The following is a 19938-nucleotide window of genomic DNA, read 5'->3' on the forward strand; positions in this document are numbered from 1 at the left end:
GGCTATTTCCCCTCACCCTAGCCCTCTCCCGGAGGGAGAGGGGACTGATTGGGGGATGCTTCAGGGATATGCCGACCTGATCTGAATTCACCGAATCCATAATCGACTGGGTTTTTCAGGTCGATGAAAGACGTCAGACACCTCGGTCGGCCCCCTCTCCCTCTGGGAGAGGGTTAGGGTGAGGGGCTTTTGATCTTGCCTTAAAACTCCAACGTGCTGGAAAGCGAAACCTGCCGCGAATCCCCCATCGACACAAAGAACCGGCTCGCCGAGGAGGTGTAATAAGTGCGGTCGAACAGGTTCTTCACGTTGAGCTGAAACTTGACCTTTTGCCCTTCGATTCTGGTGTCGTAAGTGGCGAAGACGTCGGCCACGGTGTAGCTCGGCAGATCGAAATCATTCACCGCGTTACCCGCCCGCTCGCCGACGTAGCGCGCCCCGGCGCCAACGCGCAACTGATCGCCGCCGATCACGCTGCCGAAGTCATACACCGCCGACAATGAGCCGCTGTTCTTCGCCACGTTTTGCAAACGCTTGCCTTTGTATTCCGGGTCTTCGGTGACCTCGGCATCGGTGTAGGCGTAGCTGCCGATCATGCTCCAGCGGTCGCTCAACTGACCGGTCAGGTCCACTTCCAGACCGCGCGAACGCACTTCACCCGCCGCGCTGTAAATCGTCGTCGGGCCTTCGGAGTTGGCCACCAGCACGTTGCGTTTCTTGATGTCGAACAGCGCGATGTTGCCGGTGACGCGCCCCGGCATATCCAGCCGCGCACCCAGCTCCCACGACTTCGCTTCTTCCGGCGCGATGCTGCCGTCGAGCACGGTGCTGCTGCCGCTCAGCGGGGCGATGGTCGAGTTGGGTTTGAACGATTCGGTGTAACTGCCGTAGAACGACAACTCATCGGTGTAGCGATACACCAGACCGGCGCGGGGCACCCATTTCTGCCCGTTGCTGTCGGTGTTGGCCTTGAACGGCACGCCTTTGCCGGCGTACTGGTCGTACTCCTGAAAACGTCCGCCGGCGACCAGAATCCACTGGTCGTTGAGGTGGATGGAATCCTGCATGAAAATCGAGTCGCTGCGCAGTTCATCGGTCTGTGCGCTGTCGGCGGCGCTAACGGTGGAGCCCTCGACTTCACGGCCGTACACCGGGTTGGTGTAGCTGAAGGTGCTCAGGCTTTTCTGGCGGATCAGGTCGGCGCGGTAGATCTTGCGGTACTCGTCGTCGACGCCGAACACCAGGTCATGCTGCATGCCCAGCACGTTGACCTTGCCTTCGAGGCTGGCGGTGGTGAAACGGTCGGTGCTGATCGCGCCGTGGGTGCCGTCCATGCTGCGGGTCAGCGTGCCTTTGTTGGTGTCGATGGCGGTTACGCGGACTTGGCTGGCGTCGTAGGTTTCGCGGTTCCAGCTGTAGCCGAAGTGGGCTTTCCAGTCGTCGTTGAGTTCGTGATCGGCTTCGAAGTGGTACAGGTCCGAGCGCCCTTCCATGTCGTTGAATTTCTCGTCGAGTCGCTGCTTGCGCGAGATGTCCAGCGGGTGATTGGTGCGCGGATCGATCAGCGTGCCCCGGTCGAACGGGGTGAGAAACTCGCGATGTTCGTAGGCGAACAAAAGTTGCGTACGTTCGCCGTACCAGGCCAGCGAAGGGGCGATCAAGGTTTCCCGATGCGTGCCGAAATTGCGCCAGTAATCTTCGTCGACGTGATCCACCACCATGCGATAGGTCAGCCCGGAATCGCCCAGTGGACCGGTGCTATCGAAGGTGCCGCCGCTGCCGTTCTTGCCGTCGCCGTAGGTCGAACCGGTGTAGGTCAACGCGTTGTATTGCTCAAGCTCAGGTTTCTTGCTAACCAGATTGACCACGCCGCCCGGGTCCTGAATGCCGTACAACAACGAGGCCGGCCCTTTGAGCACTTCGACGCGATCGACCGTGGCGTTCATGCCACGGCCCTGCACGATCGGCATGCCGTCGCGCATGATCGAGCCGTTGCGATTGTCACCGAAGCCACGGGTCATCACCGAATCCTGGGTGCTGCCCAGCGTGTTGCCTTGGGTGATGCCGCTGACGTTGGCCAGCGCGTCGTCGAGATTGCGCGGCGCCTGATCGCGGATGACTTGCGCCGGGATGACGTTGACGGTCTGCGGGATTTCCTGAAGCGAGGCTGAGGAACGCATCACCGAACTGGTTGGCGGCGGCTGATAACTCGTCGACTCGTCGCGCATCGAGGTGATGGTGGTGGCGCCCAGATTCAACGCGCCTTCGGTGGGTTGCGGTTCAAGTGCCAGGGTGTGGCTGTCGGTGCGGCGGAAGTTCAGACCGGAACCGGCAAGCAGACGTTGCAGCGCTTGCTCGGCGCTCATCTGACCATTAACTGCCGGAGCCGTGAGGCCGTACGGCGCTTCATCGGTGTAGACCACGCTTTGCCCGGTGACGCGGCTGAAGTCGCTCAGGGCTTGCGGCAACGGTTTGGCAGCCAATGTGAAATTGAACTGCTTCTGCGCCTGGTTGCTGACGGTTTCAGCGGCCAGCGCGACGCTCATCGGCAACAATGCCAATGCCGAAAAACTTAACGCCGAAACGCCCAACCATTGTTTGACCGAACCCGATTTTGCCCTGGACTTCATTGCTCAATGACCTGTGTAGAACCGCAACGGATGCGAATGACTCGCAGTTTCAGTCACTACACGGATGGGGCTTGGGTTTACCTCACTACAATTTTGAAAATATTTTTTCGAGAGGTGTGTTGTCTGGTCTGACGCCTTCGCGAGCAAGCTCGCTCCCACAGAGGATCGCTTTTCAAAATGTGGGAGCGAGCCTGCTCGCGAAGAGGCCGGAAACGTCAGCGCAGAATTATCATTTGCCCCAAAACCCGATACTGCTCAAACCCCAATACCCCTTGCAGGGAATTGAGAACAGCCTGCGGATCCTTGCTCGGAAAACTGCCGCTGACCTTGCGCGCCGCCAGCTCATCGTTGAGCAACACAATCCGCCCTGGGTAGTACCGGCGAAGATCCTGCACCACGTCCGCCAGCGTCGATTTGTAGTAAGTCAGCCAGCCTTGGCGCCAGGCCAGTTGCGCTTCGCTGTCCACGGCATGCAGTTTTCCCGCCGCGCCTTCATCGTAAGCCACTTGCTGACCGGCGGTGAGAATCTGCTGCTCGCCCCCTTGAACCGCCGTCACGCCGACGCGCCCGGACAACACCGTGACTTGTGCGCCGTGGGATTGCAGCCGTACTTCGAATTGCGTCCCGAGCACCCGTGCCTGGCCCTTCTCAGCCTCGACCACAAACGGATCGCCGGTGTGCGTGACGCTGAAAAAACCGGCGCCGCGACGCAACTGCACATGGCGCTCGCCATGGCTGAAATCCACGGCGATGGCACTGTCCGCATCAAGCGTCACTTGCGATTGATCGGCCAGGGTCACGGTGCGAATCTCGCCAGGCGCAGAAACATAATCGGCATTTAGATCATCGAGCCAGCGCTGCGGTTGCCAGCCAGTTCCGAGACTGATCATCAGCAACAGACACGCGGCCATCGCCAGCGCACCGGACCAGCGCAGAAACTGAGGGCGACGCGGGCGATCCATGGCGTTGAGATAGCCTTGCAGCGCAAAAGCCTCTTCATCGGCCAGGGTTTTCGCCGGGCCTTCACTCAACTCCCAAACCACTTGCGCCTGCGCATACGCCTCGGCATGGGCGGGGTCGGCGTGCAGCCATTGGCTGAACGTGAGTTGATCGCCAGCGCTCGGCTGATCGTGCAACAGGCCCAGCCAGGCAAACGCGGCCTGCTCGTGGGCGGGCGTCGGAGTGACGCGGTCGGTGTGCTTCACGGTGCTTTCCCTGGCGTGCGTGGCGCGGGTTCGCGCAGGCTGGCCTTGCAGGCCTCGAGGGCGCGCATCATATGTTTTTCCACGGCGCTTTGGGACAGACCCATGGCTTTGGCGATGTCCGCGTACTTGCGGCCATGAATGCGATTGAGTAAAAAGATCTGCCGAGTGCGTTCGGGCAAGGCACGCAACGCCGCTTCGACATGGCGCAGATCGTTGCCGGCTTCGAGTGCGGCTTGCGGTTCGCTGCCGTGGCTGTCCGGCTCGTCGGGTTGCCAGCCTTCGTTGACGCGCACCCGAGTGCCTTCGCTGCGCAGATGGTCGATGGCGATGTTGCCGGCGCAGCGCAACAGGTAAGTGCTGAGTTCCTCGACCTGTACCAGCGGCCGCCGCCAGAAACGCAAAAACAGATCTTGCACCAGATCCGCCGCCGTCGCCCGGCAGCCGACGCGGCGGTTCACCAGCGCTTCCATCTGCGAACGCTGGGACAGGAACACCTGAAGAAAATGCGCACGCGCGCCGTGCGGCTCGTCGTCGCGCGATTCCGGGGGATGACCGATCAGCACCTCAGCACTGCGCCCAGGCTGCGACCGGGCTGGCCAACAGGCTCAAACCGGCCAGCGCCAATGCCAGTCGCGGGCGATACGGCAGCAACAGCACCAACGCCAGGGCGCTGAGCATCAGCACCGCGAACCAGTCGACCAAACCCAAACTCCAGCCGTTGGCGGTGACGGCCGCCCAAAGCGACAAACCCAGCAGCAGCCACCCCGCCAGCTTCAGGCCCTGACTCCGTCGCGTCGCCGGTTTATGGCCGAGCAACTCAGCGTGGTGCCGAGGCATCGACAGACACAACGCCGTGAACCCGGCGTAGCACAGCAATAGCGCCAGCAGCATCAGTTTGTCCCTTGCCTGAGCGTGACGGGGCGAGGCATTTCGCGGCGAGTGTTTTTTACGCTGATGGTGCTGCCGGCGCGCTGCATTTTCCACACGGCCCACGCCAGAAAAACACCTGTCCCAAGGCACGTCAGGTCAAAACCGGCGAGCACCCAATCGCCCTGCGCAAGCGTTACGCCGAGGTTCCACGGCGTGGTCAGTGCATTGATCAACGGCACCGCGATAAACAGCAAGGCGCCCAACGCTAGCTGTTCAACCCAGGCTTTGCGTCCCGGGCGAAACAGCGCATGCACGACGCTCAAACCCCAGGCGATAAAGAATGCATTCACTTCCCAATCGGCACGCCCGGCCAGACTCACCGGCAACAGCCGATTGGCCAGGAAGAACGCCGCCACCGCCGTCACCAACCCGGCCATGCTGGCGATGTTCAGCACTTCCACCAGCCGCAATTCGAACGGCATGACGCCGCTCTTGGCGTGTTTGAGCTGACGCTTGCCAAGCCAGATCACCAGCCCGGTGCCGATCATCGCCGTACCGGCCAGACCGCAGATGAAATACAGCCAGCGCAGCAGCGGTCCGGCGAAATTGCCCATGTGCAAACCGTAGAACGCACCACCCACGGCCATCGCCACAGGCTGATTGGGTGTGCTGCCGAGCATCTGCCCAGTGACGCCACTGAAGGTCACTGCGCTGCCGAAATCGTGAACCACACGGTCGCCCGCACGGGCCAATACCACCGTGGCATTCCCATCGCCCGGATTGTTCACCGACAGTCGTGCGGTGGTGCCACCCGACCATTGCTCGCGGGCCTTGACCAGCAGTGGCGCCATCGGTGCCAGTGCAGCAGGAACGTTGGCCCGTTCCGGGGCTTTCGAGGCTGGAAAAACCTCATCGTAAAACTTGCGCGCGTCGCTGCCATAAGACGCCATGATGCTCGCCGGCATGACCATCGACATGAAAATCACCAGGCTGCTATAGGTGATCATCAAGTGAAACGGCAGCACCAGCACACCCACAGCGTTATGCCCATCGAGCCAGGAACGCTGGCCTTTGCGCGGGCGGAATGTGAAGAAGTCTTTGAAGATTTTCTTGTGGGTGATGATCCCGGTGATCAGTGCGACGAACATCACCATGGCGGCAATTGTCGCCAGCCAGCGGCCCCATGGATAAGGCATCTGCAGCTGGAAATGGAAGCGGTAGAAGAACTCGCCGCCCATGCTTTCGCGGCCCTTCACTTGGGCACCGGTTTGCGCGTCGAGGGTTTTCGATTCGAACCGGCCACGCTCACCGGGTTTGGCCGGCGCCTGTTGCCAACGCACGGTCAGGCCGGGGTCGCGGGCATCGGGCAAGTCGATCAGCCAACGCGTGGCGCCAGCCGCGTGTTGTTGCAGGTAATCCTGGGCCAGCGTCAGGCTCGCCTCGGCGTTGATTGGCCGTGCAGGGATTTCCGGCTGCATCCAGTGACTGGTTTCGTCCTTGAAGTAAGCCAGGGTTCCGGTGAGGAAAATCGCAAACAGCAGCCAGCCGAACACCAGCCCGGTCCAGGTGTGCAGCCAGGCCATGGCTTGGCGTAAACCCTCTTTCATGCGAAGCCCAATCCGCGCGCCGCGCCGGAAATGGTCGCCAGAATCACACTCGGCACCAGCAAACCGACCCATGCCGACCACGCCGTGCGGCAGGCAAAACACCAGAGCACCGCAACCAGATAGACCAGAAACGAAACGGTCATGCCCGTCACTACCGCTTCGGCGCGGCTCAATGGCAGCCACATCGTCAGGGTGACACTGGCCAGCGCGGCAACCAGATAGCCGCCAAACACCGCCGCCAGCACCCGCGAGGTAACGGCCAGACGATAGGACATGGGAAGTGCGGCGAGTTTGGCTTTCATGTTTCGACCCTGAAACGAAAAACGTCCGGCCGACAAGCCGAACCAACAGGCGAGCAATATTAATGATAAATATTCTCATATGCAAAAGCATCTGATTGCCGGGCAGCCTTCTCACCCCTACAATGCGAACTATTCTTGTTCTCTAACGCATGCTTTCTGCCGCATAACGAAAGCGCCCGGAGCACTACCGTTGCCGTCCGCCCATCCCGTCGAATCGCTTTATCAGGCCCACCACACCTGGCTCACCGGCTGGCTGCGGCGCAAGCTCGGCTGCCCGGACAGCGCGGCGGATCTGGCGCAGGACACCTTTATCAAAGTGCTCACCGCGCGCGAGCCGCCGGTGATCATCGAGCCTCGCGCCTTTCTCACCACGCTCGCCAAGCGTGTTTTGTTCAATCACTACCGCCGCCAGAACCTGGAGCGTGCCTACCTCGAAACGTTGGCGCAGATGCCAGAAGTGCTGGCGCCGTCGGAAGAAGACAAAGCGATCATCCTGCAAACTTTGATCGAGCTGGATCAGTTGCTCGACGGTTTGCCGCGTCAGGTCAAACGCGCCTTTTTGCTGGCGCAAGTCGACGGCCTCACCTACCCGCAGATCGCCGCTGAACTGGATATTTCCGTGGCCACAGTCAAACGTCATCTGAACAAAGCGGCGATGCGCTGCTATTTCGCCCTATGAATCGCCCGCCGGATTTTTCCTCGCAAGTGGCTGAACAGGCTGTGCACTGGCTGATGGAAATGCAGCAAGGCGCGTTTACCGCGCGCCAGCAACAGGCGTTGCAACAGTGGCTGGATGCACACAGCGAGCACCGCCGTGCGTGGGAACATATTCAACGGGTCAACCAGCGTTTGCGCGGTGTGTCTTCCCCGCTGGCGCATGCGGCATTGAACGGGCCGAAGTCCGGCAGTCGACGTCAGGCGCTGAAACTGCTGCTGATTCTCGGCGCCGGTTCTGCCGTTACCTGGGGCCTGCGCGAGCACAATCCGCTGCCGTCTCTGCTCGCCGATTACCGCAGCCCGATTGGCCAGCGCCGCAAGGTCTGGCTGGGCGCGGGCGATCAGTTGCAACTCAACACAGCGAGTTCGGCTGACGTACGCGTTGATCAACGTTTGATCCGTTTGCTCGAAGGCGAAATTCTCCTGACAGCCGCGCAATCGTTCGAAATACACACCGCGCAGGGCGTTCTGAAAACTCAGGGCGCACGCCTCAATGTGCGGCAATTTGCCGATCGCACACAGGTTGCGCTGTTTGAAGGTCGAGTCGAACTGACGGCCAACGGACGCGCGCCGATGTTGCTGCCCGTCGCTCGGCAAATGAGTTTCACCGCGACTGCCACCGGCGACGCCAAACCGCTGGACGCCAACAGCGGCGCTTGGGCCGAGGGCATGTTGGTGGCCGCGCATTTGCGCCTCGGCGACTTCCTCGAAGAACTTGGCCGCTACCGTCGCGGGCAACTCAATTGCGACAAAAAGGTCGCCGATCTGCTGATTTCCGGGACGTATCCACTGGACGACAGCGAGCGGATTCTCGATCTGCTGGAAATCAGCTTGCCGGTGAAGGTGAAGCGTTTTACCCGTTATTGGGTCAGCGTTGAGGCACGGGTTTAACAACGATCTTTTGATCATGAAAATAAATGAGCCGTTTTTCAGATCTGGCGTGACAGAGAAGGAAAGCCCCCTTGATTCAACCTTCTCAGGATCATCCACCATGCACCCCACACGCCTCACGCCACTGGCCCGCTGCCTGCGCAATCTCATCCTCGGCGCCAGCCTGAGCTTCAGCGCCCTGCCCGCTGCAATGGCTAGCGATGCCAAGGCGTATCACATCGCACCGTCGTCGCTGGAAAACGCCCTTAATCAGTTTGGCCGTGAAGCCGGGGTGCTGATTTCTTTCGGTTCACAAGTCACCAGTGGCGTGCAAAGCCGTGGCCTGGAAGGCAGCTACACCACCGAGCAAGGTCTGGATGCGTTGCTCGAAGGTACCGGTTTGCAAGCCCGCGCCGAGGGCAACAACGCTTTCAGCCTGCAACCGGTCAGTGATGCAGCGCTGGAGCTGGACACCTCGAAAGTCGTCGGCGACTGGCTCGGCGACGCGGCGCAGATCAATGTCTTCGAACATCCCGGCGCCCGCGACGTGATCCGCCGCGAAGAGTTCGAACGCCAAGGTGCGACTCAGGCGCGCGATGTGCTCAACCGCATTCCCGGCGTCAACGCCCCGGAAAACAACGGCACCGGCAGCCATGACATGCCGCTGAATTTCGGCATCCGTGGTTTGAACCCGCGTCTGGCCGCGCGCTCGACCGTATTGATGGACGGCATCCCGGTGCCGTTCGCGCCTTACGGTCAGCCGCAGTTGTCGTTCGCGCCGATCAGCATGGGCAACATGGACGCCGTGGACGTGGTGCGCGGCGGCGGTGCAGTACGTTACGGCCCGCAGAACGTCGGCGGCGTCGTCAACTTCGTCACCCGCGCAATTCCTGACGAGCCAACGGTCAAGGGGGGCTTTCAGACCGAGACTAGTCCTTCGTCGAGCCACGACGGTTTCAAGACCAGCGCCAATCTGCTGGCCGGCGGCACCAACGCCAACGGTCTGGGCGGCGCGCTGCTGTACTCCGGCACTCGCGGCGGCGACTGGCGCGAACACAGCGACACCGAGATCGACGACCTGATCCTCAAGGGCAAATACCAGCTCGACGACGCCAACAGCTTCAACGCCATGGCTCAGTATTACGAAGGCAAGGCTGACATGCCCGGCGGCTTGAACGTCGCCGATTACGATGCCGATCCGTACCAATCGACGCGCCCGAAAGACCAGTTCTGGGGCCGTCGCACAATGTTCAATTTCGGTTATCGCTATCAGGAAGATCGCCGCGAATTCACCGCCAACACGTTCTTCACCAAGACCCTGCGCAGCGGTTATCTGGATCAGGGCACCTTCCTGTCTTTGTCGCCACGCGAGTATTGGGTACGCGGCTTCGAAACCCGCTTCGCCCAAGGCTTCGACCTAGGCCCGACCAGCCATGAAGTCGGCGTCGGCTACCGCTACATCAACGAGGCTGGCCACGAGTTGCGCTATCGCACGCCGATCGCCAGTAACGAGTATCCAACCACCAACAGCCGCAACGATCGCGACACCCGTGGCGGCACCGAAGCCAATGCGTTCTTCGTCGACGACCGCATCGACATCGGCAAATGGACGATCACCCCGGGCGTGCGCTACGAGATGATCGAATCGCAGCAGACCAACAACCTGACCAACGTCAAATACAAGGGCGACTACAACACCGCGTTGCCGGCGCTGAACGTGCTTTATCACCTGACTGACAGCTGGAATCTGTATGCCAACACCGAAGGCTCGTTTGGCAGCGTGCAATACAGCCAGATGCCCAACCGCGTGACCAGTGGTGAAGTCAAACCGGAAAAGGCCCGCACCTGGGAACTCGGCACCCGCTATGACAACGGCGCACTGCGCGCGGAAATCGGGGCGTTCCTGATCAACTTCGACAACCAGTACGAAAGCAACCAGACCAACGACTCGGTGATCGCCCGCGGCGAAACCCGTCATCAGGGTATCGAGACCAGCGTCAATTACGCGCTCGATGACTTGAGCCCGGCGCTGGCTGGCTTCGATGTCTATGCCTCCTACGCCTATGTTGATGCGACCATTCGCGAAGACGGGTCGAACAAGGGCAATCGTGTGCCGTTCTCTTCGAAACACAAAGGCACGCTTGGCGTCGGTTACACCGAAGGCGCGTGGAAGTTGAATCTGGACAGCAGCTTCCAGAGCAACCAGTTCGCCGACAACGCCAACACCTCAAAAGAAAGCGCTGACGGCAGCACCGGCAAGATCCCCGGCTACATGTTGTTTAGCAGCCGCGCGGGTTACGACTTCGGGCCGCAGTTATCGGATTTGAATGTGGCGGTGGGCGTGAAGAACATCTTCAACACGCAGTACTTCACGCGGTCGTTCGATGACAACAACAAGGGGAAATATGTGGGTGAGCCGCGTACGGTTTACGTCCAGACTTCTGTGGCGTTCTGAATTTTTGAAGAGCCCCTCACCCTAGCCCTCTCCCGGAGGTAGAGGGGACTGATTGGGGGATGCTGCAGATATACGCCGACCTGATCCTGCTTCACCGAATCCATAATCGAGCGCAAATACGCCGTCTTGAAAGTGTTTCACCGAATCCATAATCGACTCGGTATTTCAGGTCGATGGAAAACGCCAGACACCACGGTCGGCTCCCTCTCCCTCCGGGAGAGGGCTGGGGTGAGGGTACGGAGCCTGAGCCGTACACAACCTCCAGCAACAGCACAAACAAAAACGGGCCTGCATCAGCAGGCCCGTTCTCATTGGGTGATTAAATAATCAGCGCATCAACTGTTGATCGCTGCCTGTTCGTTCTCTAGAAATTCTTCTTCCAGCAGAGCGTCATTCACCTTGCTGAATGGCACCACAGCGGCGCGCGGTTTACCTCGTAGTTTGCCGAAGAGGTGTTCCAGCGCGTGCTCGAGTTTTTCGGCAGCGCCATCGATCGCCTGTTCAAGCGAATCGGCCTTATGGGTCACGGAAATTGGTTGATGGCCTTTTGGCCGCGCTTCCAGTTGGCAGCGCAAGTCATGGGGACCTGGTTTGTCACCGTTCTCGTCGCTCAGATGGACTTCGACACGGGTCAGGTCTTCTTCATAACGTTCGAGCGTGCTCTCAATGGTGGTGCGTACCCACTCCTCCAGTCGTTGACTACTTTGAATATGGTTATCGCTGTTGACTTGGATTTGCATAGTTCATCCCTTATTTCAGCTAGCTCGCGAGAGGCCTTGAACATAATTTCTTGACCTCTTGGTTACAACAATCGGCCCGACTGCCGAACATTTCAACCCCTGAAAAAAGAAAAATATTCATTCGCAAAAAAAGCCGGACAACCGGGCAAGTCGCTGGTAAGGTCAGGAGTTGGGTCGCCCTGACTTCCCGCAAAATCTGCTCACAATTGCCCGTCGTTCAACGGGTGCAAGCCACGAAAAATCCCGGCCTCCTCCACCAGCCAGTCATGCACCGCACGCACGCCCGGATGGCTCAACGCGCCCGGCGCATACAGCAATACATAGCGTTTGTGATTGGGCACCGACAGCCCGAACGGCACGATCAACGCGCCCCGCTCCAGCTCATCATTGAGCAACGTGCGCCTTGCAATCGCGACGCCCATTCCGGCGATCGCCGCCTCAATAGTCAGATGATTGCGATTGAAAGTATGCCCACGCCGCACGTCAGCGCCTTCGAAGCCGATCGCATTCAAATAAAACTCCCATTCCGCATATTCGTAGCTGCCGCGCCAAGCGGTAATGTCGTGCAGCAAGGGGAAATGCACCAGATCCACTGGCCCGTGCAGCGGCGGACGCCCGCGCAACAGGCTTGGCGCGCACACCGGGAAAATCTGCTCATCGAGCAAGGCTGTGGATAACAATCCCGGGTAACTGCCGTCGTTCAGGTCGATGGCCAGATCAAAATCGCCCTCATGCAACGGCACGCTGCTGTCCTCGGCCACCAGTCGCAACTGAATGTCCGGGTAGCGCTGCTGCAAGCGCGGTAAACGCGGCGTCAGCCATTTGCTGAGGAACGATGGAATTGAACGTACCCGCAAGATCCCGCTGATCATCCCGGCATCCAGTCGCCGCAGTTCGGCGTCGATGCTGCCGTACGCCTCATTCACCGTGATGGCCAGCCGCTGGCCTTCCGCACTCAATTCCACGCCACGCGCACGCCGGTGAAACAGACGAAAGCCGAGGCGCTCTTCCAATTGGCGGATTTGCTGACTGACCGCGCCCGGTGTGATGTGCAGCTCTTCAGCACACCGGGTAAAGGAAAGGTGCCGCGCGGCACAGGAAAATACCTGCAGCCAGACGTAGGTCTGGGCATGCAATTGACGACTCATCGTTTAGTCCTGCTAAAGGCTGTCTTAGGAAGTTTCGTTGGTCACGTCCGACCGAGCGAGGCAGTATCGCCGACATTGCGCTTGTCCGACAAAAAATGGCAGCGATTCCTCCTCCATTGCTTGTAAGGGTTTAGCATGGCTATCAGTGTTTTCGATCTATTCAAAGTGGGCATCGGCCCGTCCAGTTCTCACACCGTCGGCCCGATGCGTGCCGCGGCGTCCTTTGCTCAAGCGCTGACCGATCAACGTCTGCTCAATGATGTGTGCCGCGTTGAAATCCGTTTGTACGGCTCGCTGTCGGCCACCGGAGTGGGTCACGCCACCGACCGCGCCACGATCATGGGCCTGATGGGCGAATGGCCGGACAGCATCGATCCGTCGACCATTGATCCGCGCATCGAGCAACTGCGCGAAAACGGCCAACTGCTCCTTGCCGGCGAACGCTCTATTGCCTTTAACTGGCAAAGCGATCTCCTGCTGCTGGACGAGAGCCTTCCCTACCACCCCAACGCCATGTCGCTGACAGCCTTTGGCGAATCTGCCGAGCTGTTTACGCAGACGTACTACTCGGTCGGCGGCGGCTTCATCATCGAAGCGGCGGAAGCCGAGTCCGGTGTGCCGCCGGCTGGTGACGTGGTGTTGCCTTACGATTTTTCCAGCGCCGCCGAGTTGTTGTCGCTGTGCAAGCAGCACAATCTGCGGGTTTCCGAACTGATGATGGCCAATGAGCGTGCCTGGCGCAGCGATGCTGAAATTCGTCAGGGCCTGCTGCATATCTGGTCGGTGATGCGCGAGTGCGTCGAGCAAGGCCTGCGTCACGAAGGCATTCTGCCCGGCGGTCTGAATGTGCCGCGCCGTGCCGCGAAATTGCATCGCAGCCTGTTGGAAATCGGTAAACCGAATGTGATCAGTTCGACGCTGTCGGCGATGGAGTGGGTCAACCTGTTCGCCCTCGCCGTCAACGAAGAAAACGCGGCCGGCGGGCGCATGGTCACCGCACCGACCAACGGCGCAGCGGGGATCATTCCGGCCGTTTTGCACTACTACATGAAATTCAACCCGGACGCGTCTGACGATGACGTCGTCGCTTTCTTCTTGTCTGCGGCCGCCGTCGGCATTCTGTGTAAGAAAAATGCCTCGATCTCTGGCGCCGAAGTCGGCTGTCAGGGCGAGGTCGGTTCGGCCTGCGCCATGGCCGCCGCCGGCTTGGCCGAAATACTCGGCGCCACCCCGGAACAACTGGAAAACGCCGCCGAAATCGGTCTGGAACACAACCTTGGCCTGACCTGCGACCCGGTTGGCGGCCTCGTGCAAGTGCCTTGCATCGAACGCAATGCAATCGCGGCGGTGAAGGCCATCAACGCCACGCAAATGGCCCTGCGCGGCGACGGCAACCACTTCATCTCACTCGATCGGGTGATCCGCACCATGCGTGATACCGGCGCCGATATGCACGATAAATACAAAGAAACGTCACGCGGCGGCTTGGCGGTGAACTGGGTGGAATGCTGATCAGCCTGACTGCACTGTCTGCGATCACCCGCCCGCAAACCGACCAAAAATGAACAAGGCGAGCCCAGTGCTCGCCTTGTTTTTGCCGGATTCATTGTTCGAAATTTTTCCCGGCATGCACCTTGCTACCTCTGCAGGAGCAGCCTTGGGCCGCTCATACACAGAAGCGATTTGGCGAACTGGCCACGGAATGGCCGATGGTCCGGTTGGGCGAACCAACCCGATCACGGTCGGTCAACAACTGCACGTTCAATCAGGCGGTGACGCATCATGGACAATCCTTTTCAGATCATTACCGATGCCTTCGCGCCGGACTATCAGATCAACCTGAGCATTCAAGGCCTGGACGGCAGCATCATGCTGACGCTGTCCAACAGCGGCCGAATCGTGGCCAAACGGATGATCAGCGCCGAACAGCGCAATGACCCAAAACGCCTCAAGCTGTTGGTGCAGAGCATTCAATTCGGTATCGCCATCGAGCAGGGCCACAGCGCCATGGCAATTCTCGAAGCCATGACCAGCGGCGACGGGCTGACCCCGCCTCCGCCTCAAGTCAAAGGCCAGCCACGGCCAGCGGCCGGTCTTTAAAGCTCGCCCTTCTCAACCTCGGGATGCTCACTCGAACCCGTACCGACCTTGCGTTGCGGGTATTCGATCTTCACCGAAGGAAATTGCGACGAGGCGTAACGCACCACCAGAATCGAAAACGCCAGCAGCAAGATACCGCCGCACAGATAGAGGATGCCCATGTCCGGCGGATTGTGATGCGAGACGTTGGAGATCAGCAGTCGCGTCAGCGCAGTGATGGCCACATAGATCAGGAAACGCACCGGCATGTGGTTGGTCTTGAAATAAATCCCGACCATCGCCCCCAGTTCCAGATAGATGAACAGCAGCAGAATGTCATCGATCTTGATGTGCCCGACTTCGAGCATCCCGAGAAACTCCATCACCGCTGCATACGCGGTCACCGCACCGATGGCGAACAGCGCCAGGTAGTGGAAAGTCTCGACGAACAGGTTGCCCAGGGACTCGGCCAGTTGATGCACGTTTTGCCGCAGTTTCTCGGCCCAGTTGATTTTCACGATGAAGTTCCTTAGCCCGATTCGAGCGGATGATGCGTGTTGGACGTGACGGTTTTCTGCACGCGCCTGATTTCATGCAGAAACAGGGCCACGCATCATGGCGAGCCGGCGCAAAACCCGCGCTGTGGCGTTTGGTCGCACATGCCCTGCTCTTGTGGGAGCGAGCTTGCTCGCGAAGGCTGTCGCACAGTTCCGCTGACAAACCCTGAATTCGGTCTACATTGAAATGCCACTACCCAAAGCGCAGGGATTCGCTTATCCTTTTCGCTGTATATAGATACAGTAGTCGCAAAGACAACTAAATGTGAAGGCATGTGAGGTGGTGAATGGCCGTCGAAGTGGTATACCGCAGCAGCCGAGATCTGGAGCGCTTGTTCATGGATAAAGCCGAAGCTGACCGTCATGACAAAATGCTCGAACTGGCCGAATATCTGGCCGATGTGTTGCAAAAAGCCGTTCCGTCCCTGACTGAACAGCAAGTGGAAGAGGCCGGGATCTACATGGCGAAGAACCGTGATGTATTCGCCCGGGCATTCAAGAGCCAGCCTGATGCACTGTCGGAGCTGATCAATGCACCGGTCGAGCCGGTCGAGAAAGCTGAGGTGGAAGAGTCTGCCGAAGCGCCGGGCAAACCGGCAAAAGCGGCGAAAGTTGCGAAGTAATCGATGCCCGAATTGAATAGGCCCTGAGTCGAATGGCTCAGGGCCTTTTTCATGCCTGAAACTCAGCGATACAAAACTTTCTCTGCCAACTCATCCGCCACCCGTGCCGGCGAACGCTTTTCAGCCTGCGCATGCCCAAAAACTTCCGTCAGCCGCGAGCTGATTTGCGACAGGTGAGCGGTGATGGTGGTCAATTCTTCACCGCGATGTTTCAGCGAGACGTAAATCAGCCCACCCGCGTTGATCACATAATCCGGCGCATAAAGAATACCGCGCCGTTCCAGTTGATCGGCCACATCCAGATGGGTCAGCTGATTGTTCGCCGAACCGGCCACCGCCGAGCAGCGCAGTTGCGCCACCGAGTGGCTATTGAGTACGCCGCCCAGACCACAGGGCGCGAGGATGTCACACGGCGTGCTGAGCAATGCGTCGTTGGCGATCGGGTGAGCGTTGAGTTGTTCCATCGCCAATTGCACCTTGCCGTGGTCGATGTCGCTGACCAACAACTCGGCGCCGGCGGCGTGCAGTTGCTCGGCCAATGCATAACCGACATTGCCCAAACCCTGAATCGCCACGCGCAGGCCCTCGAGGTTGTCACTGCCCAGGCGCGCCATCGCCGTGGCGCGAATTCCGGCGAAAACACCCATCGCCGCGTGCGGTGCCGGATCGCCGGCCGACGTGGTGCTGGTGACGTGCTGGGTTTGCTGGGCGATGCAATCCATGTCCGCCACCGAGGTGCCGCTGTCGATGGCGGTGATGTAGCGACCGTCGAGCTGGTCGATGCACCGACCGAAGGCTTCGAACAGCGCTGCACGATTTTCAACGTGTATCGGGCGCAAGATCACCGCAACGCCACCGCCCTGCGGCAAGCCCGCCAGCGCGGCTTTGTAGCTCATGCCCTGAGCGAGGCGAATAGCGTCCTCGACAGCGGATTCGTCGTTGGGATAGGCAAGATATCGACACCCGCCCAGGGCTGGCCCCAGACGGCTGTTATGTATGGCAATGACCGCCTTCAACCCGGAAACCGAGTCAACGCTAAGGTGCAGCGATTCCAGGCGAGTGCTTTGCATGAGCGCAAACATCGTTGGGCTCCCGAATCACTTCTTGTAGAACGCCAGTATAGGCTTGCGCCTGAAAATTGCTGGAGCGCACCGGAATAAGCAGACGTGCAGACGACGGCTTTACGGCATAACTCCTGAGCTGTTCGCCGAGCCACTGGACGAATGCCACGGACGGGGCTAAAACGAGGCATTCCACGGAGATTTCGATGAGCCCCCGCCAACGCTTTTTCGAGTGCCTGCACCGTTCACCGCCCGCGCTGTTCGAAGCCGCGCTTTGGATGGCCGCCGAGCATGAAAAAGACGTCGATCCCGAGGCGCTGCTTGTTGAGTTCAAGGATCTGCAACAGCGTGTCAGCTACGGTTTGCCGATGCTGCCAGTCGGCGAGTTGGCGCAACCGTTATTGCGGCGCATGAATGATCTGGGCTTTGCCATGGATGACTTCACCCCGCTCCGTCCGCAGGCCGCTTTAATACACAAAGTGTTGAAAAACCGTCGCGGCCAGCCGCTGGCGCTTGCCCTGATTGCGCTGGAACTGGCGCGCGGTCTGGAGATTCCGCTGGTCGGGGTCAACTTCCCCGGGCACTTTCTGTTGCGCGTGCCCGGAGCCGATCACTTGCTCGATCCGTGCGGCGGTCGTCGCTTGTATCCCAATGACTGTCGCGAACTGTTGCAACGCCAATACGGGCCGAACATGAAACTCAACGCCGAGCATCTGCTGACCGCCACGCCGGTGCAAATGCTACAGCGCCTGTCGCGCAATTTGCGCCAGCTGTACCTGACTCAGGATGACTTCATCGCGGCGCTGATTGACGCCGAACGCGTGCTCGAACTGGGCGATGCCGGCGCCGCCGATTATCTGGCCCGGGCCAGCCTGTATCAGCGGCTGGATTGCCCGAACGCCGAGCGGTTTGATCTGGAACATGCCTTGCTGCTCAGCGACGACCCGATCCAGCGGCTGCGCCTGACCGAACGACTCGGGCATCTGCCACCTAACTCAGTCGTCCACTGATCCCTGTGGGAGCGGGCTTGCCCGCGATGGCGTCAGCACATCCAACATGAATGTGTCTGCGAAATCTCTATCGCGGGCAAGCCCGCTCCCACAGGTTTTTGCGTGAAGGATTACGGTGTATCCGGTTGGTTGGACGGGTGAGCCTGGATGAACGCGGGATGTTCGGCCGCCAATGCCGAAACCCGACGAATCCGTGGATACGCCTCAAGCGAAACATTGAAGCGCTCAGCCGCATACAACTGCGGAATCAGATACACGTCCGCCACGCACGGCCACTCACCGAAACAGAATCCGCTATCGCCAATCAACTGTTCCACCGTGGCCAGCCCTTGGCTGATCCAGTGACTGATCCACTGCGTGACTTGCGACTCGTCATGCCCCGACTGCCGCAGCCGATTGAGCACGCTGACGTTGTGCAGCGGATGCACATCGCAACCGATCACCGCCGCTACGCCGCGTACATGGGCGCGGGCAGCGAGGTCTTCGGGCAGCAGCGGCACTTGTGGATAACGTTCTTCCAGGTACTCGATGATCGCCGGTGACTGGATCAGCAATTCGCCGTCATCGGTGCGCAAGGCCGGCACCCGGCCCTGTGGATTGATTGCCAGATACGCCGGCTGCCGATGCTCGCCACCGGGCGCCGCGATCAGGTTGACCGGCAGCGCCTGATAGTCGAGCCCTTTGAGCGCCAGCGCGATCCGCACCCGATACGACGAGGTTGAGCGGTAATAGGTATAGAGATCCATAAGCCCCTCCTGTCAGCGCGCCGCCAGCACTTTGCCACGGCATTCGCCGAAGCCGATCGAAGCAAAACCATCGCGGGCGCAACGCGCACGCAGGATGATTTCGTCGCCGTCTTCAAGGAATTTACGCACTTCGCCGGAGGCCAGCTCGATCGGTTTTTTGCCGCCCTCGGTGATTTCCAGCAGGCTGCCGAACTGACCGTTTTCAGGACCGGACAGCGTGCCCGAACCGAACAGGTCACCGGCCTGCAACTGGCAACCGTTGACGCTGTGATGCGCGACCATTTGCGCGACGGTCCAGTACATATAGCGGGTGTTGCTCAGGGTCAGGCGATGAGCCGGCAGATTCTGCTCGCGCATGTTTTCGGTGAGCAGCAGCACTTCCAGTTCGATGTCGAACGCGCCGCCGGCCTGATCGCGTTTGTCGAACAGATAGGGCAGCGGTTGCGGATCGCCTTCTGGACGTGCCGGTTGTGCGGCGCGGAACGGCTCCAGCGCTTCGGCGGTAACGACCCACGGCGAGACGCTGGTGATGAAGCTCTTGGACAGGAACGGCCCCAACGGCTGATATTCCCAGGCCTGGATGTCGCGAGCCGACCAGTCGTTGAGCAGGCAGAAACCGGCAATGTGTTCGGCGGCGTCACCGATGGCAATCGAGTCGCCCATCTCGTTGCCCTGACCGATCCAGATGCCCAGTTCCAGCTCATAGTCCAGACGCGCGCAGGGGCCAAACGTCGGCTCGGTAGCACCGGCCGGCAGGGTCTGGCCTTTAGGACGACGGACGTCGGTGCCGGACGGGCGCACCGTGGACGCACGACCGTGATAGCCGATCGGCACGTGCTTGTAGTTCGGCAGCAGCGGGTTGTCCGGGCGAAACAGCTTGCCGACATTTTGCGCGTGCTCGATGCCGACGTAGAAGTCGGTGTAGTCGCTGATGCGCGCCGGCAGATGCATCTGGCAATCGACGGCCAATGGCAGCAGTTTCGCGCCTTGAGCTTCGATGTTGCCGCGCTCGGTGCTGGTTTCGCTGAACAGTTCCAGCAAGCGTTCACGTAGAGCAACCCGCGCCTCGCGACCGAGGTCGAAGAAGGCATTCAACTGGCCGCCACGGGTGGCTTCCACTGCGCTGCGAGCCGCGCCGTCGAACAGACCGGCTTCAAGGGCAACTTGCAGATCGAAGATGTGCTCACCAATGGCCACACCGCTACGCGGTTCGCAACCGTTGCTGCTGAACACACCCAGTGGCAGGTTCTGCAACGGGAAATCAGCGTGGCCGTTGGCCGAAGCAACCCAGCTGCGGGTGATGGAATTCTGAGTCATG

General features: G+C 60.0%; 18 protein-coding genes and 1 pseudogene. 7 read left to right on the forward strand and 12 right to left on the reverse strand.

Features of this window, described 5'->3' with window-relative positions:
* Positions 1–200: 200 nt before the first annotated feature.
* From ACIQVE_RS11600 to ACIQVE_RS11625, 6 genes are all read right to left on the reverse strand, one after another.
* Entirely contained in the window at positions 201–2630 is a 2430-nt protein-coding gene (locus ACIQVE_RS11600; RefSeq protein ID WP_402808063.1) for a TonB-dependent siderophore receptor, read from the reverse strand.
* Between the two features lie 215 nt (positions 2631–2845).
* A complete protein-coding gene (locus ACIQVE_RS11605) occupies positions 2846–3835 on the reverse strand; it encodes a FecR family protein (RefSeq protein ID WP_402808064.1) in 990 nt (329 codons plus the stop codon).
* Positions 3832–4398, reverse strand: a complete 567-nt coding sequence (locus tag ACIQVE_RS11610) for an RNA polymerase sigma factor (protein ID WP_402808067.1) — start codon at positions 4396–4398, stop codon at positions 3832–3834. Before ACIQVE_RS11610 ends, ACIQVE_RS11605 begins: the two co-directional genes overlap by 4 nt.
* A 1-nt stretch (position 4399) precedes the next feature.
* Positions 4400–4726, reverse strand: coding sequence for a DUF3325 domain-containing protein (locus tag ACIQVE_RS11615; protein WP_402808070.1), 327 nt, complete (start codon positions 4724–4726; stop codon positions 4400–4402).
* On the reverse strand, positions 4726–6312 hold the full coding sequence (locus ACIQVE_RS11620) for a PepSY-associated TM helix domain-containing protein (protein WP_402808073.1): 1587 nt from the start codon (positions 6310–6312) through the stop codon (positions 4726–4728). Before ACIQVE_RS11620 ends, ACIQVE_RS11615 begins: the two co-directional genes overlap by 1 nt.
* Positions 6309–6614, reverse strand: coding sequence for a DUF3649 domain-containing protein (locus tag ACIQVE_RS11625; protein ID WP_008087787.1), 306 nt, complete (start codon positions 6612–6614; stop codon positions 6309–6311). The genes ACIQVE_RS11620 and ACIQVE_RS11625 overlap by 4 nt, the downstream gene beginning before the upstream one ends.
* Before the next feature lie 190 nt (positions 6615–6804).
* Between ACIQVE_RS11625 and ACIQVE_RS11630 the strand changes: the two genes are divergently transcribed.
* The 3 genes from ACIQVE_RS11630 to fecA all read left to right on the forward strand — a co-directional run bounded on the left by ACIQVE_RS11630 (position 6805) and on the right by fecA (position 10656).
* Complete coding sequence (locus tag ACIQVE_RS11630) at positions 6805–7293, forward strand: sigma-70 family RNA polymerase sigma factor (protein WP_402808076.1); 489 nt, start codon at positions 6805–6807, stop codon at positions 7291–7293.
* Positions 7290–8222 (forward strand): DUF4880 domain-containing protein, encoded by a 933-nt coding sequence (locus ACIQVE_RS11635; protein WP_402808079.1) that lies wholly within the window; start codon positions 7290–7292, stop codon positions 8220–8222. The genes ACIQVE_RS11630 and ACIQVE_RS11635 overlap by 4 nt, the downstream gene beginning before the upstream one ends.
* Positions 8223–8322: 100 nt before the next feature.
* Positions 8323–10656, forward strand: a complete 2334-nt coding sequence (fecA, locus tag ACIQVE_RS11640; protein WP_402808080.1) for a TonB-dependent Fe(3+) dicitrate receptor FecA — start codon at positions 8323–8325, stop codon at positions 10654–10656.
* Between the two features lie 335 nt (positions 10657–10991).
* Here the strand turns inward: fecA and ACIQVE_RS11645 are convergent, their stop codons facing one another.
* Positions 10992–11396 carry an HPF/RaiA family ribosome-associated protein gene (locus ACIQVE_RS11645; protein WP_402808081.1) on the reverse strand — a complete coding sequence of 135 codons (405 nt, stop codon included), beginning with the start codon at positions 11394–11396 and terminating at the stop codon, positions 10992–10994.
* Positions 11397–11596: 200 nt separating this feature from the next.
* A complete protein-coding gene (locus ACIQVE_RS11650) occupies positions 11597–12544 on the reverse strand; it encodes a LysR substrate-binding domain-containing protein (protein ID WP_042557721.1) in 948 nt (315 codons plus the stop codon).
* A gap of 135 nt (positions 12545–12679) precedes the next feature.
* Here ACIQVE_RS11650 and ACIQVE_RS11655 point away from each other — a divergent pair, with 135 nt between their 5' ends.
* A complete protein-coding gene (locus tag ACIQVE_RS11655) occupies positions 12680–14056 on the forward strand; it encodes an L-serine ammonia-lyase (RefSeq protein ID WP_402808083.1) in 1377 nt (458 codons plus the stop codon).
* A 270-nt stretch (positions 14057–14326) separates the two neighbouring features.
* The gene (locus ACIQVE_RS11660) at positions 14327–14644 is read left to right on the forward strand and encodes a DUF3509 domain-containing protein (protein WP_402808085.1); all 318 of its coding nucleotides are present in this window, start codon (positions 14327–14329) and stop codon (positions 14642–14644) included.
* Here the strand turns inward: ACIQVE_RS11660 and ACIQVE_RS11665 are convergent.
* A complete protein-coding gene (locus ACIQVE_RS11665; RefSeq protein WP_402808088.1) occupies positions 14641–15141 on the reverse strand; it encodes a phosphate-starvation-inducible protein PsiE in 501 nt (166 codons plus the stop codon). The two genes, ACIQVE_RS11660 and ACIQVE_RS11665, sit on opposite strands and share 4 nt — an antisense overlap.
* 326 nt (positions 15142–15467) lie before the next feature.
* Here ACIQVE_RS11665 and ACIQVE_RS11670 point away from each other — a divergent pair.
* Positions 15468–15707: pseudogene (locus ACIQVE_RS11670) on the forward strand (YebG family protein); the annotation flags it as partial.
* A 158-nt stretch (positions 15708–15865) separates the two neighbouring features.
* Here the strand turns inward: ACIQVE_RS11670 and ACIQVE_RS11675 are convergent.
* A complete protein-coding gene (locus tag ACIQVE_RS11675; RefSeq protein WP_402808090.1) occupies positions 15866–16885 on the reverse strand; it encodes a Leu/Phe/Val dehydrogenase in 1020 nt (339 codons plus the stop codon).
* 185 nt (positions 16886–17070) lie between these two features.
* Between ACIQVE_RS11675 and ACIQVE_RS11680 the strand changes: the two genes are divergently transcribed.
* Entirely contained in the window at positions 17071–17874 is an 804-nt protein-coding gene (locus ACIQVE_RS11680) for a SirB1 family protein (protein WP_402808091.1), read from the forward strand.
* 110 nt (positions 17875–17984) lie between these two features.
* Here the strand turns inward: ACIQVE_RS11680 and maiA are convergent, their stop codons facing one another.
* Positions 17985–18620 carry a maleylacetoacetate isomerase gene (maiA, locus tag ACIQVE_RS11685; protein ID WP_402808092.1) on the reverse strand — a complete coding sequence of 212 codons (636 nt, stop codon included), beginning with the start codon at positions 18618–18620 and terminating at the stop codon, positions 17985–17987.
* A gap of 12 nt (positions 18621–18632) precedes the next feature.
* A complete protein-coding gene (fahA, locus tag ACIQVE_RS11690; RefSeq protein WP_402808094.1) occupies positions 18633–19937 on the reverse strand; it encodes a fumarylacetoacetase in 1305 nt (434 codons plus the stop codon).
* Between the last annotated feature and the right edge of the window lies 1 nt (position 19938).

The organism is Pseudomonas sp. NPDC098747 (assembly GCF_044760045.1).
Lineage (GTDB): Bacteria > Pseudomonadota > Gammaproteobacteria > Pseudomonadales > Pseudomonadaceae > Aquipseudomonas.